Source organism: Pseudarthrobacter sp. MM222 (assembly GCF_947090775.1).
Taxonomy (GTDB): Bacteria; Actinomycetota; Actinomycetes; order Actinomycetales; family Micrococcaceae; genus Arthrobacter.
The window spans coordinates 3,099,587-3,115,601 of the sequence record NZ_OX352321.1 but is presented as its reverse complement, the minus strand read 5'-3'; the positions used below and the strand labels follow the sequence as shown (position 1 = coordinate 3,115,601).

Below are 16,015 nucleotides of genomic sequence, written 5' to 3'. Positions count from 1 at the left end.
GGAAAAACAGGTCCGGCCAGCAAAGGAGCCGTCATGGGAGCCACGGACAACGTCCTCAACCAGGACCAGGTCGACGCCGCCCTGGCCAGTCTTCCCGACTTCCGGTACCGCCTGGGCGGGCTGGTCACGGTCTACAAGGCGCCGACGTCGGCCGCGGCACTCGAGCTGATTGCGGGCCTGGGACGCCAGGCCGAAGAACAGGACCACCACCCGGACCTCGACTGGCGCTACAACCGGGTCTTTCTCCGGTATAGCTCGCACGACGCCGGCGGCCAGGTCACCCGCAAGGACGTTGAGGCCGCGGCGGCGGCCAGCGCGGCGGCCGCCGCATTGGGCGCCACCGCAGAGCCGGGGCTGTACCGCACCGTGGAGGTGGCCATCGATTCCGAGGATCCGGCGGCTGTCTCCGAGCTCTGGCGGCTGGCCCTGGGTTACCGCAAGGGCGGTAGCGGCGACCTCCGCGACCCGTACGGTCGCGGTCCGACCCTCTGGTTTCGGGAGACATCCACGCCGAACCCCAATCGCCTCCACCTCGATATCCACCGCAGCAGGGCCGAGTCGGGGCCGGTGCTGGAGAAGACGGCAGCCGCCGGGGCCTTAATGAACCGTGACCACGCACCCGCCTGGGTGGTGGTCACGGATGCGCAGGGGAACCGGCTGTGCCTCTGCACCGAAGAAGGCCACGGACCGGAGCTGCCGGAGGGCCTGAACGAGGCCAGGACGGCCCGCCGCGCCCGCCGGCGCAGTACACCTAGAGGCGCAGGATGGCGGTGAGGCGGGCAGTGTCGTGCTGTGTGCGGCGCCGGCCCAGGTACAGTGCCACGGCCACGGCGGCTGCCGTACCGATCACCATGGGCAGGACCCACGGAATCCAGGTCAGGCCGGGCTGGTAGCCCAGTCCCGCCGCCGTGAAAATAATCCAGCTCAGCATCCCCACGGCGGCCGCAACGCCTGCCGGCACGCTGATGCCGTACTTGGCGTGCCGCTTGTCGTTGGCCCAGACCACGAAGCCTGCGGCCACGGTCACCATCGCAACCACAATCAAGGACAGCATGAGCTAGAGGGCGCCGAAACCGACGCGGCGTACTTCTTCGGCGCCGATTTCGACGTAGCCGAGGACGTTGGCGGGGATGATGATCTGGCGGCCCTTCTCATCCGTAAGGCGGAGCTCGGTGCCCTTCGAGATGGAATCCGCGACTACCTTGGCCAGGGTGTCAGCATCCTGCGCCGATTCCAGGACAATTTCGCGGCCGATGTTCTGAATGCCGATCTTTACTTCCACTGCAAGGCCTCCCAGCCAATCAAAGTTCTAAACGTGTTCTCTATTTGTAGTCTAGGACTCCTTGGGGAAACGGGAGATTCCGCGCCAAGCTAAACGATAGATCAGGTCGCTGGCCACATCGAGGTCAAGATTCCCGTCAGTTTCCAGCCAGTACCGGGCGCTGACCTGCGCCATCCCGGCGAGTCCGCGCCCCAGCAGCTGTGCTTTGAGCTCCGGAAGCTTGGTGTCCTCGGCGATGACGCGCGCGACGGCGTCGGCGAAAGTCTTGTTGAACGACTCCAGCCGGGCGCTCACGTCCGGATCATTGATCAGGTCGGATTCGAAGACGAGACGGTGGGCCTGGTCATCGTGGGCAATGAAGCGGAAATAGGCGCGCATGACGGCCTGGACCCGCTCGTCGTTGTCCGTGGTGGAGTTCAACGCACCCAGCAGCAGCTCGATGAGCTTGCTCAGGTGGCTGTCCAGCAGCGCCAGGTACAACTCACGCTTGGACGGAAAGTGCTGGTAAAGCACCGGCTTACTCACCCGGGCGGTTTCTGCGATTTCGTCCATCGCGGCACCGTGGTATCCGTTGGCAACAAAGACCTCCTGGGCGGCGGCCAGCAACTGCGCCCGGCGTTCGTCGCGGGGAAGACGTGCCGACCGCGGCCCGCCGCTCCGGACCTGCCCGGACCCCGCCCTGCCGGCGGGGTCATGTCCAACCGGTGCCTGATGAACCACTGTCGGCCTACTTTCCTTCGCTGTTAGGTCCACTTTACGCGTGGGTAATATGACCTGGCGGTATCTTCGGGCATAGATTGAACTATGGCCTCCAAGTTCACCGCAACCGCCGCACCTGCAACGCCGGAACCAGTGCGGTATCCGCTGCCCGCTTCAGTGCCTGGCCCGCTCGTGGAGCCGGCCGAGGGTATGAGTGCTGACGAGGTGGAACGCTACTCCCGGCACTTGATCATTCCCGAGATCGGCTCGATCGGCCAGCGCCGGCTCAAGAACGCCAAAGTACTGGTGATCGGTGCAGGCGGCCTCGGCTCACCGGCGCTGTTGTACCTCGCCGCTGCAGGGGTGGGCACCCTGGGCATCATCGACGACGACGTCGTGGACCTGAGCAACCTCCAGCGCCAGGTGATCCATGGCGTCGCGGACGTCGGCCGGCCCAAGATCGAGTCCGCCCGGGACGCGATCGCCGCGCTGAATCCGCTTGTCGACGTCCGGCTGCACAACGTCCGGCTCGACGCTTCCAACGCCCTGGACCTGTTCGCCGGCTACGACCTGATCCTCGACGGCGCCGACAACTTCGCCACGCGCTACCTTGTCAACGACGCAGCGGCCATCCTCGGCAAGCCCTATGTCTGGGGTTCGATCTTCCGCTTCGACGGGCAGGTCAGCGTCTTCTGGGAGAAGCACGGACCGACGTACCGTGATCTGTACCCGGAGGCACCGCCGGCCGGTTCCGTTCCGTCCTGCGGGGAGGGCGGGGTGTTCGGCATGCTCTGCGCAGCCGTCGGCTCGCTCATGGTGACCGAAGCGGTCAAGCTGATCACCGGCGTCGGACGCTCCCTGCTGGGACGCGTGGCGCTCTTCGATGCCCTCGGCGGAAGCTGGCGCGAAATCAACGTTTCCCGGGACCCCGAGACGGAACGCGTCACGGAACTCACCGATTATGAGGCGTTTTGCGGCATCACCCCGTCCGCCGACGCGGGTACCGAACGCACCGTCACCGCCACCCAGCTCGCCACCATGCTGGCATCCCGCAAGGCCGGTCTCAAGGACTTCCAACTCGTCGATGTGCGTGAAACCGGCGAGTATGAGATCGTCCGGATCGACGGCGCAGTGCTGATCCCGCAGGGCAGGATCCTGGCCGGGGAAGCGTGGGGGGAGCTGCCGCAGGACGTCGACATCGTGTTCCACTGCAAAGGCGGAACCCGCTCCGCCGCAGTCCTGGCCGCGGCACGCGCTGCCGGCTACGAACGGGTGAGCCATCTCGACGGCGGCATCCTGGCCTGGGTGCGGGACGTGGAGCCCGAGAAGCCGGTGTACTGAACTTCCCTCGCTGAGGCGGAAATTAAGCTGTTTCCCGCTCGGCCGCCGTCGGAATTGTTCCGGCCGGCCCGCCGTGGTCGACCGGGCACCCGCCGTCTGCCGCCCGGTCGGCAGGCTGTTCGACCGTGATGCCGTACAGGGCCTCGAGGGCTGCGACGTAGTTCTCCTGCTGGCCGTTGGCGGCGAGCTCGCGGGCGCGGACCGTCGGCACGTGCAGCAGCTGCTTGACCATGCGGCGCAAGGCAAACTCGACTTCTTCGGCCGCGGCGGTGCAGCCATGCCGGGCCCGGACCTTTTCCATTTCCGCGTCCAAAACGTTCATGGTGTGCCGGCGCAGCGCGACAATCGCCGAGTCCACGGACCGGGCTTCACGTTCCTGCTCAAAAGCGCTGGCAGCCCCCGCGACGATGCTGCTCGCCTGCTCCAGCGACTCGGACTGTTCCTGCGGGGCGGCAAGGCGCACGGACTCGAGCGTGAGGAGCTCCACGCCGTCGAGCTCGCCGACGGCGGGATCGAAGTCGTGCGTGAGGGCGAGGTCGATGGCGATCAGCGGCTGCGGCGAGTCGGACCGGACCCGGGCCAGTTCCGAGGCCTCGACCCGGGTGTCGGATCCGCTGCAGCCGATCAGAACGTCGGCGGCCGCGACGGCGGCCGGCAGGCTCGCCGCATCCAAGGCCGTGCCCCCGCGGGTGGCGACGAAGCCGGCCGCGCGGCCCGAGGAGGAGTAGACGGAGACGTCCGTGCAGCCGCGTTCGCGGAGCAGTGACATAGTCGCCCCGGCGTAGGCGCCGGTGCCGAAGACGACGGCCTTCTTGGTGGACCAGTCCGGGTTCTCGGATAGTTCGGTGGCGAGGTCCAGGGCCACGGAGACGATCGAGAGTCCGCGGGATCCGAGGGCGGTTTGTGCCCCGACGTCCTTGGCGGTCTTGGACGCGGCCTGGAACAGCCGGACAAGGCCGGAGCTGGCCGTGCCCTCGTGCTGGGCGGTGATCAGGGCCCGTCGGACCTGGCCTGCGATTTCGCGCTCCCCGACGACGGCAGAGTCCAGACCGGAGCTGACCGAGAACAAATGCCGGCTGACTTCGGAGCCGGTCCGGGTGCTGAAGGACCGGGCGACGAGCTGTTCGTGGAGCCCCGTGGTGCCGCTGATCTGGGCGATGAGGGCGGCGCGGGCGGCCTCGACGTCGTCGGGGCGCGGAGCCTCGCCGTAGATTTCGAAGCGGTTGCAGGTGGCAAGGACAACGGCACCCGCCACGGCCGGCGATCCGGCGAGGGCGGATGTAGCCAGCTCTGAGGCGCCGGTGCTCAGTTGAGCAACGGTCTCGAGGTCGATGTCGGCGTGGGTCGCCACCAATGAGAAAAGAACCACAGCAGAACAATCATAGCTTTGACGTCACCGCGCCGACCAACAATGCGGCGTGGGACCGCGCACGCTGCCCTGTGATTCCCGCCACGGGGGCACCCACAACGGCCCGGCTGACAGGCTGTCGTTATCTTTTGGAGCCGATTTTGGGCACAATCAAAGTCATGACTCCTAGCCCTGCGGCCACAGACGGCACGTCCCAGATGAGCACGTCGCACCTCCATTCCTCAACCGCCGGGTCAACCGCCGGTTTGAAAGCAGACGGCCGTCCCGGCCTCCCCGACGATCACCCCCTGGTGGACGGCCGCACCGCGGATTCCCCGCTGATCACCGCATACCGCGGCGGCAAACCATCCCGCCGTCCGGTCTGGTTCATGCGGCAGGCCGGCCGCTCGCTGCCCGAATACCTTAAGGTCCGCGAAGGCGTGGCCATGCTGGACTCCTGCCTGCGCCCGGAGCTTGCCTCCGAGATCACCCTGCAGCCGGTCCGCCGTCACGATGTTGATGCGGCCATCTTCTTCTCGGACATCGTGATCCCGCTGAAGCTGGCCGGCGTCGGAGTGGATATTGTTCCCGGCGTGGGACCGGTCCTGGACAAGCCGGTGCGCACCGCAGCGGACGTCGCCGCCTTGCCGCAGCTGACCTGGGAGGCCCTCGAGCCCATCCGCGAAGCCGTCCGGCTCACGGTGGCCGAGCTGGGCAGCACCCCGCTGATCGGCTTCGCCGGTGCCCCGTTCACGCTCGCGGCCTACATGGTCGAAGGCAAGCCCTCCCGCGACCACCTCGGCCCGCGCACCATGATGCACGCCGATCCCGAGACCTGGACCGCGCTGGCCAACTGGGCCGCCGATGCCTCCGGAATGTTCCTGCGGGCCCAGCTCGAGGCCGGCGCCTCGGCCGGTCAGCTCTTCGATTCCTGGGCCGGTTCGCTGGGGCTCGCGGACTACACGCGCTTCGTCGCCCCGGCCTCGTCGCGTGCCCTGGACCACGTCCGGCACCTCGGCGCCCCGCTGATCCACTTCGGCACCGGAACCTCGGAACTGCTCGTGGCCATGCGCGACGTCGGCGTTGACGTGGTGGGCGTGGACTACCGGCTGCCGCTGGATGAGGCGAACCGCCGCCTGGGCGGAACCGTGCCGCTGCAGGGGAACATCGACCCGGCCCTGCTGTCCGCACCCTGGGAGGTGCTGGAAGCCCATGTCCGGGCGGTCATTGCGGCCGGCGCCTCGGCTCCGGGCCATGTGCTGAATCTGGGTCACGGGGTTCCGCCAGAGACGGATCCGACGGTGCTGACGCGCGTCGTCGAACTGATTCACTCGATTTCCCCGGAATAGCGGCATGGGCGCAGCTGAGCGCAGCCCCGGCCGGACCGCCGTGGTGGTGGGCGGGGGGATCTCCGGCCTGCTGGCCGCCCGGGAACTGGCCCGCGCCGGTGTCAGCACCACCGTGCTGGAGGCTTCCAGGGAGTGGGGCGGCTGCGTCGGCAGCCATGTCGTCGGCGGCCTGACCCTGGACAGCGGCGCCGAGTCCTTCGCCACCCGCTCCTCAGCTGTGGCCGACCTCGCCGCCGAGCTGGGTCTCGCGGCCGAGATCGTGGCTCCGAACCCAGGGGGCGCCTGGGTCCAGCTGCCTGACGGTCCCCGCGAACTGCCCCGGACCGGAGTGCTCGGTATCCCGGCCAACCCCTGGGATCCCGAGGTCCGGCGTTCGCTCGGCACGCTGGGCTCACTCCGTGCCTCCCTGGATGCCCTCCTTCCGGCCTCGATTGGCACCGGCCGCGGGGACACAAGTGTCTCGGCCTTGGTCCGCGCCCGGATGGGGCGCCGGGTCCTCGAGCGTCTCGTGGCGCCGGTTGTCGGCGGGGTCCACTCCGCCGACCCGGCCGTGCTCGACGTGGATATGGTGGCGCCGGGACTGCGCGCCGGAATCCGGCAACATGGCTCCCTCGCCGCCGCCGTCGCCGCCCAGCGCAGGGGCGCCCCCGGCGCGCCCGGGAGCGGGGCCGGAGACCGCGCCCCGGGCCCCGCCCTACAGAAAGCCGGCTCGGCCGTGGCGGGCCTCCGGGGTGGAATGCACACGCTGATCTCCGCGCTCCTGGCCGATCTGCGGGACCGCGGCGTGACGCTGCTGAGCAGTAAGCGGGCCGATACTGTCGAGCGGACTGCCGGTGGCTGGCGCGTCCGGTCCGGAGACCGCGACTACGACGCCGGGCTGCTGGTCGTCGCGGTCGAAGGTCCGGCCGCCGTCGGGCTGCTTTCCGGGGCCCTGCCGGAGGTCGCCAGCCGCCGGCCCGCCGCCGGACCGGACGTCAGCCTGGTCACCCTCGTGGTGGACCTGCCGGAGCTCGACTCCGCCCCGCGCGGCACCGGGATCCTGGTGGCGCCGCAAAGTCCGGGCATCGCGGCCAAGGCCCTCACCCATGCCACCGCAAAGTGGCGCTGGCTGGCTGAGCAAGCCGCCCCCGGCACCCATGTCCTCCGCCTCTCCTACGGGCGCGGCCCGCGGCCCGCCAACGGATCCGCTCCGGAGCCCCGGACCGACGCCGAACTGTTCGACGCCGCCTTGCAGGACGCCTCGGCCCTGCTCGCCGTTCCGGTCCAGGCCGGCTCCGTGCAGGCCTGGGACGTGGTGCGCTGGTCCGGTGCCCTGCCGTTCGCGTCCCTCGGGCACAAGCGCCGCGTCGCCGAAGTCCGGGAGATCTGCGCCGCGGACGGGACCCTCGCCGTCGTGGGCGGCTGGCTGTCCGGCAACGGGCTCGCCGCGATCGTCGCCGACACACCCAAAGTGCTGCGTACCCTGCTGGCGTGACCGCCGTTGCCGGGTCCGCATTCCTCGCCCCTTTGCCGCTGCGCTGAGCATGCCCACCGGCCGGCAGTCAAAATTCCCCCGGGACCTGATCCCCGTTAGGGTCGATGACCATGGTTATTCACAGGTCCAACGATTCAAGGACGCAGGCAGGCCGCCATCGGGGACTCCGGCACGGCCTGGCAGCTGCCGCGCTCGGGGCGGTGCTGGCCGGCTCAGCAGGAGTTCCTGCCTCGCACGCCGCAACCGGAGTCCTGGCCGCCGCAGCAACGACAGCGGGCGCAGCAACGGCGGGGGGATCGCTGTCGCGCGGCCTCGACGGCCTGCTCGGTAACCTGCTCGGTTCCCCGCAACCGACGGCGTCGCAACAGCCCACCTCGTCCGGGCGGCCGGAGTCCTCAGCGGAGCCGACGCCGACGAAGCCGGCGTCACCCTCGCAGCAGCCCGGGCAGGACGACGATGACGACGACGGTGAGGCGGCCGCGCCGGACCGGACGGCAACGCCTTCCCCGACGCAGTCCGGCACCGCTCAGCCGGAGGCGCCCCAGGGCGGCCCGCCGGCCGAAAGCCAGCCCTCCGCTCCGCAGCCCGCCGCCCCGGCCGCCGGCCGGAGCGCCGCCGGGGATCCGGCTCCCGCCACGCCCCCACCCGGGGCCGGTACCCTTGACCCGGACGGCCCGGACGCAGTCCCAACGTCGGAACCCGGCCTGGACGCTGCGGTGCAGCCGGAGCCCGGTCCGGCGCGGACGGAAGTACCGGCCGGGACTGACGGCCGTTCCGGCAGCACTTCGCTCAAGGCCACCTCCGCGGAGGAAACCGGCCTTTCCCCGTTGCTCGGCTGGGGAATCGGCCTTGTCGGGCTGTCCGGAATCGCCGGCGTCGTCGCCACCAGGCTGCGCAGGACCTGAGCGAAACGCTGCCGGAACCCCTGCCTCCGGACTGAAGTGTGAAATCCAGCACTTCTACGCCCTGTAGAAGTGCTCTGTTTCGACTTAGCCAAGGGGAAGGGGCAGACTGGTATCTATGAGCCACACTTCTGCCGAATCTGTCACTAAAACCGGATCAGTCACCGAATCAGCAAACGAAGAATCCACCGAGCAGTTCTTCACGCTTTGGACGGTCTTCAAGCGGTCCGCCGAGGTCCCGCGCAGCGACGACGCTGCCGAGGAGTTCGACGCGCTGACTGCCCGGCTGGCCGATGCGGGAGTGGTCCACCGCGGCAGTTACGACGTCTCTGCCATGCGGGCGGACGCCGACATCATGGTGTGGCTGCACGGGCCCCAGCCGGAGGCCCTGCAGCGGGCGATCCGGGATATCCGGCGCAGCAAGCTCTTCGCGGGCACCGAGATCGCGTGGTCCGCAATGGGCGTGCACCGCGAGGCCGAGTTCGCCAAGAACCACACGCCCGCCTACTCCCGCGGCGTGGCACCGGCAGAATGGCTCTGCGTCTACCCCTTCGTCCGCTCCTACGAGTGGTACCTCCTGCCCGACGCCGAGCGCGGCGCCATGCTCCGCGACCACGGCATGCTGGGCCGCGAATTCCCCCAGGTCATCTCCAACACCGTCTCCTCCTTCGCCCTGGGAGACTGGGAATGGATCCTCGGCCTGGAAGCCCCCGAACTCGTGGACCTCGTGGACCTGATGCGCCACCTCCGCGCCACCGAGGCCCGCCACCACGTCCGCGAGGAAATCCCCTTCTACACCGGCCGCCGGGTCACCGCCGCCGAGATCGCCGAGGTCCTTGCATGAGCCCGCTCGAACCCCAGGGATCCGGTGCCCAGGAGACCGCCGTCAATCCGGTCACCGAGGCCGGCCGGATGGCCCCCAAGGAGTACGACGCCGTGCTCCTCGCTTCCTTCGGCGGGCCCGAAGGCCAGGACGACGTTCTCCCGTTCCTCCGCAACGTCACACGCGGGCGCGGCATCCCGGACGAGCGGCTCGAGGCGGTCTCGCACCACTACCGCGCCAACGGCGGTATCAGCCCGATCAACCAGCAAAACCGCGAGCTGAAAGCCGGCATCGAGGCCGAGCTCGCCTCCCGCGGCATTGAACTGCCAGTGTTCTGGGGCAACCGCAACTGGGACCCGTACATCCCGCAGACGCTTCAGGACATCTACGACGCCGGGCACCGCAAGGTCCTGATGATCACCACGAGTGCCTACTCCTGCTACTCCAGCTGCCGCCAATACCGCGAGGACATCGGCATGGCGCTGACCGAGACCGGCCTCGACGGGAAACTCGAAGTGGACAAGGTGCGGCAGTACTTCGATCACCCCGGTTTCGTGGAGCCCTTCGTCGAGGGCACCGCGGCCGGCCTCGCCCACGTCCAGGCCCAGCTCGGGGCGGCCGGCACCCCGGTGCACATCCTGTTCGCGACGCACTCCATCCCGACCCGCGATGCCGAAGCCGCCGGACGCTCCGAGGAGGAGCCACGCCACTTTGCAGAGGACTCCGCCTATGCCGCCCAGCACCTGGCCTCCGGCGCCGAGGTCATCCGCCGGGTGGAAACCAAGACGGGCCTGACCGCCCCGTGGTCCCTCGTCTACCAGTCCCGCTCCGGCGCACCGCACGTGCCATGGCTGGAACCGGACATCAACGATGCCATCGAGGAACTTGCCGGCCAGGGCGTCAAGGGCGTCGTGATCGTGCCGCTCGGCTTCGTCAGCGACCATATGGAAGTTGTCTGGGACCTTGACACTGAGGCGCTGGATACCTGCGCCAAGCTGGGGCTGGCCGCCACCCGCGTGCCCACCCCGGGAACGCACCGGAAGTTCGTCGGCGGACTCGTGGACCTGATTTGCGAACGGACCGCCGCGAACAACATCGCCGACCGGCCGCACCTAACCGCGCTCGGACCCTGGTACGACGTGTGCCGGCCCGGCTGCTGCGCCAACTTCCGCGGCGAGAAGCCCACCATCGCCGGAGCCGACACCACCGTCGGTACCGGCCACGATTCCTACCCGGAAGCCTCCGCTGCCGGCAGTTCCGCTCCCGCGGCTGCGTCCACGGCCGCGACGTCAGCCGGCCGGGGGACCCCATGACCGTCCGGATCGGCACCCGCGCCAGCAAGCTCGCCCTCACCCAGACGCAGCAGACCGCGGACCAGCTTGCCGCCGTCGGCGGGTTCCCGGTGGAGCTCGTCCACATCAAGACCGAGGGCGATGTCCTCACCGGCTCGCTGTCCCAGCTGGGCGGCACCGGCGTCTTCGTCGCCGCACTGCGCGAGGCCCTGCTGCAGGACAAATGCGATGTCGCCGTGCACTCGCTCAAGGACCTGCCCACCGGCCCCGCCCTCGGCCTGAGCCTCGCGGCGACGCCGAAACGCGTCGATGTCCGGGACGTACTCTGTGCCCGTGACGGCCTCAAGCTCGCCGACCTGCCCGCCGGGGCCACCGTCGGCACCGGATCCCCGCGTCGGGCCGCCCAGTTGCGCGCCGCGCGTCCGGATCTCGACATCCGGGACATCCGCGGCAACGTGGACACGCGGCTGGGCCGGGTCCCCGGGCTGCCGGGCAACAGCACCGACACCGTCGTGGACGGCAAATCCTGCGATCTCGACGCCGTCGTCCTCGCCGCCGCCGGACTGCACCGGATCGGCCGGCTGGACACCGTCAGCGAATACCTTGAGACCGACATCATGCTGCCGGCCGCCGGGCAAGGATCCCTGGCGATCGAATGCCGCGCCGCCGACGCCCCCCGCAAGGCCGGATCCACTGAAGGCTCCCAGGGCGTGCTGGCGCAGGCCCTCGCCGCCCTCGACGACCCGGACACCCGGCTCGCCGTCACGGCAGAACGCGCGTTGCTGGCCCGGCTGGAGGCCGGATGTGCCGCGCCGGTGGGCGCCTACGCCTACCGCAAGGGCAGCATGCTGCACCTTGAAGCCGTCGTCTGTGCCGTCGACGGCACGGCCAGCGTGCGGGACAGGAAGGCCACCGACGGACTCACCGAGATCGGGGCGACGCTGCTGGGGATTGAGCTGGCGGAGGTCCTGCTCGCCCGGGGAGCCGCCGACATCGCGGACCTCGCCGCATCCTGAACCGCGGGGTCAACGGTTCATGGGAGCGTACAGCGGCCGCAAGGACACGGGCGGGCCACCGGCGATGAGGGTGCCCGAGGGCGCCCGGGTCCTTGTGGCCCGCACCCCTGACAGGGCCGGGGAACTCGTCTCGGCCCTGCGCCAGGTCGGCGCCGATCCGCTGCTGCTGCCGCTGATCGACTTCGAACTTGCCCGCGACCAGCATTCCTTGGACGTCGCCTTCGATGCCCTCGGGGCCGGCGCCTACACCTGGCTCGTGGTCAGCAGCGTGACCGCCGTCCAGGCGCTCGAGGCCAAGGCGGCCGAGCGCGGCGTGGAGCTGGGCAGCTGGCTGCCCGGCAGCGTCCAGGTGGCCACGATCGGACCGGCCACCAGGCGGGTGCTCGAGGCGCGGGGAATCGCCGTCGACCTCGCCCCGACCGGCCGCCAGTCCGGCGCCGGCCTGCTCGAAATCTGGCCGGAGGGCCAGGGCTCTGTGCTGCTGCCACAGGCTGATATCGCCGACGCCCGGCTCCGGCGTGGTCTTGCCGCCCGGGGCGCGTTCGTCCAGGCGGTCACCGCCTACCACACCGTGGACTACCCGGCCGATCCCGGCCGCCGCCTGCCCGCCTGCCCTCCCGTCCCGGGCGCAACCGGCACCGGCCCGGCCGCCACCGTGCTCACCGCCACCGAAGCCCGAGCCGAAATCGCCGCCAGCCGCCTGCAGGCCGTCGTCGCCGCCTCGCCCAGCGCGGCCCGCCGCATCCACGCCGACCTCGCACCGCTGGGAGCGTGCCGTTTCGTCGCGATCGGGCGTTCGACGGCGGCCGAGGCGGACTCGCTCGGACTTACTGTCGCCGCCGTCGCCGAGGAGCCGACAGCGTCGGGCCTGGTGGCCGCCGTCGTCGAGTCCCTCGCAACGTTGCCAGCTCCTTCAACATCGCATCCGACAGCCGCAGAGCCCACCGCAAAGGACCCAGCATGAGCTTTCCGACCCACCGTCCCCGCCGCCTCCGCACAACGCCCGCCATGCGCCGGCTCACCGCCGAACACCGCCTCTCGGCCGCGGAGCTGGTGCTGCCGGCCTTTATCCGCGAGGGCCTGGCGGAGCCGAACCCCATCGCCTCGATGCCGGGCGTGCAGCAGCACACCACGGATTCGCTCAAGCGTGCCGCCGCCGACGCCGTGCGGCTGGGCGTCGGCGGCATCATGCTGTTCGGCGTCCCCGAAGTCCGGGACGCTACCGGCACGGCCTCGCTCGACCCCGACGGAGTACTCAACAAGGCCATCCGGGACGTCCGGGCCGAGGTCGGCGACGAGCTCGTGGTCATGAGCGATGTCTGCCTTGACGAATTCACGGACCACGGCCACTGCGGTGTCCTCGACGCCAACGGCTATGTGGACAACGACGCCACCCTCGAAATCTACGGGCAGATGGCGGTGGCGCAGGCGGAGGCCGGAGCCCACGTCCTGGGCCCCTCCGGCATGATGGACGGCCAGGTCGCCGTCATCCGGCAGGCCTTGGAGGACGCCGGTCACGCCAACACCGCAATCGTGGCCTACGCCGCCAAATACGCCTCGGCGTTCTACGGCCCTTTCCGCGAAGCCGTCGACTCGCAGCTGAAGGGTGACCGCCGCACCTACCAGATGGAGGCCGCCAACCGCCGCGAAGCCATCGTCGAAGTGGAACTGGACCTCGCCGAGGGGGCCGACATGGTCATGGTGAAACCAGCCATGAGCTACCTCGACATTCTGGCCGACGTCGCCGCCATGAGCCCCGTGCCGGTCGCTGCCTACCAGATCTCGGGCGAGTACGCGATGATCGAAGCCGCGGCGGCCAACGGCTGGATCGACCGGCGCGCCGCGATCACCGAGTCCGTCCTGGGCATCAGGCGGGCCGGCGCCAACATGGTGCTGACGTACTGGGCCAGCGAACTCGCCGGCTGGCTGAAGGAGTCCTGATGAGTGCTGCATCCGTGCCGGACCCGGAGTTCATGGCAAACCCCACCGCGCCGGTGGGACCCGGGCGCATCCTGCTGGGCCTGAACAGCTTCGGCGACGTCGGTGTGTTCCCGGACGGGCACCCCATCCCGCACGCCCAGGTGCTGCGCCAGCTCCTGGAACAGGCCGAGCTCGCCGATGAGGTCGGGCTGCACGCCTTCGCCGTGGGAGAGCACCACCGCCGGGACTTTGCCGTCTCCGCGCCGGAGGTGTTCCTCGCCGCCGCGGCGTCACGAACCCGGAATATCCGGCTCGGTTCGGCCGTGACGGTGCTCAGCTCGGATGACCCCATCCGGGTCTTCCAGCGCTTCGCCACCGTGGATGCCATCGCCAACGGCCGCGCGGAGGTCATGCTGGGCCGCGGCTCCTTCATCGAATCCTTCCCCCTGTTCGGGCTAGACCTGGCGGACTACGAGGTCCTGTTCGAGGAAAAGCTTGAGCTTTTCGACAAGGTCCGGGCACAGAATCCCGTGCACTGGGAAGGCCGCACCCGGCCCGCCATCAGCGGGCTGAGCGTCTACCCGCCGCTGGAACACCACCTGCTGCCGGCCTGGATCGGCGTCGGCGGAACCCCGGAGTCGGTGCTGCGCTGCGCCGAGTACGGCTACCCGATTATCTTCGCCATCATCGGCGGACAACCCCGGGCGTTCGCGCCGCTGGCCAACCTCTACCGCGAAGCGATGGCCAAATACGGCCACCCGATGCAGCAGATGGCCACCCATTCACCCGGCCACGTTGCCGCCACCGATGAGGAGTCGAGGGAGGAGTTCTTCCCGCACTGGCTCGCGCAGCGTAACCGGATCGGTTCCGAGCGCGGCTGGGGACCGGGCAACCGGAGCGAATTCGACGCGATGTGCACGCCGGAGGGTGCCCTGTACGTGGGGTCGCCGGAGACCGTCGCCGCGAAGATCGTGCTGCTCAAGAAGAACCTCGGCGTGGACCGCTTCGACCTGAAATACAGCAACGGCACGCTGCCGCATGCCGCCATGATGCGGTCCATTGAACTTTTCGGCACGGAAGTGGCGCCCCGTGTGGCCGACGTGCTGGCCGGGGCCGCCCCGGGCACCGCAGCAGCCGGCGCAGGCAGCTGAAAAAACAGTGAAAGCACCTGAAAGAATAGGAACCATGACTTCCAGCAGCCCTCGCAACGAGGAACTCTTCGACCGTGCCCGCCAGTTGATGCCCGGCGGCGTGAACTCGCCCGTGCGCGCCTTCGGCTCCGTCGGCGGGACGCCGCGGTTCATGGTCTCCGCCAAAGGCCCCTATTTGACCGACGCGGACGGGGCCGAATACGTCGACCTTGTCTGCTCCTGGGGTCCGGCGCTGCTGGGTCACGCCCACCCGGCGGTCCTCGCGGCGGTCCACGCCGCCGTCGACCGCGGGCTGTCCTTCGGCGCCTCGACGCCCGATGAGGCCAACCTCGCCGCGATCGTTCAGGAACGCGTTCCTGCCGCGGAGCGGGTCCGGATGGTGTCCACCGGAACCGAAGCGACCATGACCGCCGTGCGGCTGGCACGCGGCTTCACCGGCCGGGACCTCATCATCAAGTTTGCCGGCTGCTACCACGGCCACCTCGACGGGCTCCTCGCCGCGGCCGGCTCCGGTGTCGCCACCCTGGCGCTGCCGGGCTCTGCCGGCGTCACCGCCGCGACGGCCGCCGAAACCCTCGTGCTGCCCTACAACGACCTCGGCGCCGTCGAAGCCGCCTTCGCCACGCACGGCCCGAACATTGCCGCCGTGATCACCGAGGCCGCGCCCGCCAACATGGGCGTCGTCACGCCCGGCGAGGGCTTCAACGCAGGGCTGGCCCGGATCACGCGCGAGCACGGGGCCCTGCTGATCCTCGACGAGGTCCTGACCGGCTTCCGCACCGGCTACTCCGGCTACTGGGGACTCACCGGGGGCGCCGCCGGCGCGGACCAGCCCTGGACGCCGGACCTGCTGACCTTCGGCAAGGTCATCGGCGGCGGGATGCCGACCGCGGCCCTCGGCGGACGCGCGGAGGTCATGGACTACCTCGCCCCCGTGGGCCCGGTCTACCAGGCCGGCACGCTGTCCGGGAACCCGGTGGCCATGGCCGCCGGCGTCGCGACACTGACCCACGCGACCCCGGAGGTCTACTCCTTCGTGGACGCAAGGTCACTGGAGCTCTCCGCAGCGCTGTCCTCGGCGCTGGACACGGCCGGCGTGGACCACTCGATCCAGCGTGCCGGGAACCTGTTCTCGGTGGCCTTCGGCACCTCCGCCCGCGGCGTCCGCAACTACGCTGACGCCCAGGGCCAGGAGTCCTTCCGGTATGCGCCGTTCTTCCATTCCATGCTGGACTCCGGCGTCTACCTCCCGCCGTCCGTTTTCGAGGCGTGGTTCCTCTCCGCAGCGCACGACGACGCCGCGATGAACCGGATCTTCGACGCCCTGCCCGCCGCGGCAAAGGCCGCCGCGGCAGCGGAGGCGTAACGGCCGGACCGCTCCGGCGGCGTCGTCGTCCTCGTCGTCGTCGTCGTCCTTA

Annotated in this window: 16 protein-coding genes; 12 read left to right on the top strand and 4 right to left on the bottom strand. The window is 69.8% G+C overall.

Features of this window, described 5'->3' with window-relative positions:
* Positions 1–33: 33 nt before the first annotated feature.
* A complete protein-coding gene (locus OM977_RS14160) occupies positions 34–774 on the top strand; it encodes a 4a-hydroxytetrahydrobiopterin dehydratase (protein WP_264354561.1) in 741 nt (246 codons plus the stop codon).
* Here the strand turns inward: OM977_RS14160 and OM977_RS14155 are convergent.
* From OM977_RS14155 to OM977_RS14145, 3 genes are read right to left on the bottom strand one after another with little or no spacing between them, the layout of a single operon-like run.
* A complete protein-coding gene (locus OM977_RS14155) occupies positions 752–1,054 on the bottom strand; it encodes a hypothetical protein (protein ID WP_264354560.1) in 303 nt (100 codons plus the stop codon). The two genes, OM977_RS14160 and OM977_RS14155, sit on opposite strands and share 23 nt — an antisense overlap.
* Before the next feature lie 3 nt (positions 1,055–1,057).
* The gene (locus tag OM977_RS14150) at positions 1,058–1,282 is read right to left on the bottom strand and encodes a DUF3107 domain-containing protein (protein ID WP_264354559.1); all 225 of its coding nucleotides are present in this window, start codon (positions 1,280–1,282) and stop codon (positions 1,058–1,060) included.
* 51 nt (positions 1,283–1,333) lie between these two features.
* On the bottom strand, positions 1,334–2,002 hold the full coding sequence (locus OM977_RS14145; protein WP_264354558.1) for a TetR/AcrR family transcriptional regulator: 669 nt from the start codon (positions 2,000–2,002) through the stop codon (positions 1,334–1,336).
* A gap of 189 nt (positions 2,003–2,191) precedes the next feature.
* Here OM977_RS14145 and moeB point away from each other — a divergent pair, with 189 nt between their 5' ends.
* Complete coding sequence (gene moeB, locus OM977_RS14140) at positions 2,192–3,322, top strand: molybdopterin-synthase adenylyltransferase MoeB (protein WP_264354557.1); 1,131 nt, start codon at positions 2,192–2,194, stop codon at positions 3,320–3,322.
* Between the two features lie 22 nt (positions 3,323–3,344).
* Here moeB and OM977_RS14135 read toward each other — a convergent pair whose 3' ends face one another.
* Entirely contained in the window at positions 3,345–4,691 is a 1,347-nt protein-coding gene (locus OM977_RS14135) for a glutamyl-tRNA reductase (RefSeq protein ID WP_264354556.1), read from the bottom strand.
* A gap of 158 nt (positions 4,692–4,849) precedes the next feature.
* Here OM977_RS14135 and hemE point away from each other — a divergent pair, with 158 nt between their 5' ends.
* From hemE to hemL, 10 genes are all read left to right on the top strand, one after another.
* Positions 4,850–6,019, top strand: a complete 1,170-nt coding sequence (hemE, locus tag OM977_RS14130) for a uroporphyrinogen decarboxylase (RefSeq protein ID WP_264354555.1) — start codon at positions 4,850–4,852, stop codon at positions 6,017–6,019.
* Positions 6,020–6,023: 4 nt separating this feature from the next.
* Positions 6,024–7,493: a protoporphyrinogen oxidase gene (hemG, locus tag OM977_RS14125; RefSeq protein WP_264354554.1), complete on the top strand. Its 1,470-nt coding sequence runs from the start codon at positions 6,024–6,026 to the stop codon at positions 7,491–7,493.
* A gap of 110 nt (positions 7,494–7,603) precedes the next feature.
* On the top strand, positions 7,604–8,398 hold the full coding sequence (locus OM977_RS14120; protein ID WP_264354553.1) for a hypothetical protein: 795 nt from the start codon (positions 7,604–7,606) through the stop codon (positions 8,396–8,398).
* Positions 8,399–8,513: 115 nt separating this feature from the next.
* Positions 8,514–9,239, top strand: a complete 726-nt coding sequence (hemQ, locus tag OM977_RS14115; RefSeq protein ID WP_264354552.1) for a hydrogen peroxide-dependent heme synthase — start codon at positions 8,514–8,516, stop codon at positions 9,237–9,239.
* On the top strand, positions 9,236–10,531 hold the full coding sequence (locus OM977_RS14110) for a ferrochelatase (protein WP_264354551.1): 1,296 nt from the start codon (positions 9,236–9,238) through the stop codon (positions 10,529–10,531). Before hemQ ends, OM977_RS14110 begins: the two co-directional genes overlap by 4 nt.
* The gene (hemC, locus tag OM977_RS14105; protein WP_264354550.1) at positions 10,528–11,526 is read left to right on the top strand and encodes a hydroxymethylbilane synthase; all 999 of its coding nucleotides are present in this window, start codon (positions 10,528–10,530) and stop codon (positions 11,524–11,526) included. The genes OM977_RS14110 and hemC overlap by 4 nt, the downstream gene beginning before the upstream one ends.
* Before the next feature lie 19 nt (positions 11,527–11,545).
* Entirely contained in the window at positions 11,546–12,490 is a 945-nt protein-coding gene (locus OM977_RS14100) for a uroporphyrinogen-III synthase (protein ID WP_264354549.1), read from the top strand.
* Positions 12,487–13,467, top strand: coding sequence for a porphobilinogen synthase (gene hemB / locus OM977_RS14095; protein WP_264354548.1), 981 nt, complete (start codon positions 12,487–12,489; stop codon positions 13,465–13,467). Before OM977_RS14100 ends, hemB begins: the two co-directional genes overlap by 4 nt.
* Positions 13,467–14,597: an LLM class flavin-dependent oxidoreductase gene (locus tag OM977_RS14090; protein WP_264354547.1), complete on the top strand. Its 1,131-nt coding sequence runs from the start codon at positions 13,467–13,469 to the stop codon at positions 14,595–14,597. Before hemB ends, OM977_RS14090 begins: the two co-directional genes overlap by 1 nt.
* Before the next feature lie 34 nt (positions 14,598–14,631).
* Positions 14,632–15,963 carry a glutamate-1-semialdehyde 2,1-aminomutase gene (gene hemL / locus OM977_RS14085; RefSeq protein WP_264354546.1) on the top strand — a complete coding sequence of 444 codons (1,332 nt, stop codon included), beginning with the start codon at positions 14,632–14,634 and terminating at the stop codon, positions 15,961–15,963.
* Positions 15,964–16,015: the final 52 nt, after the last annotated feature.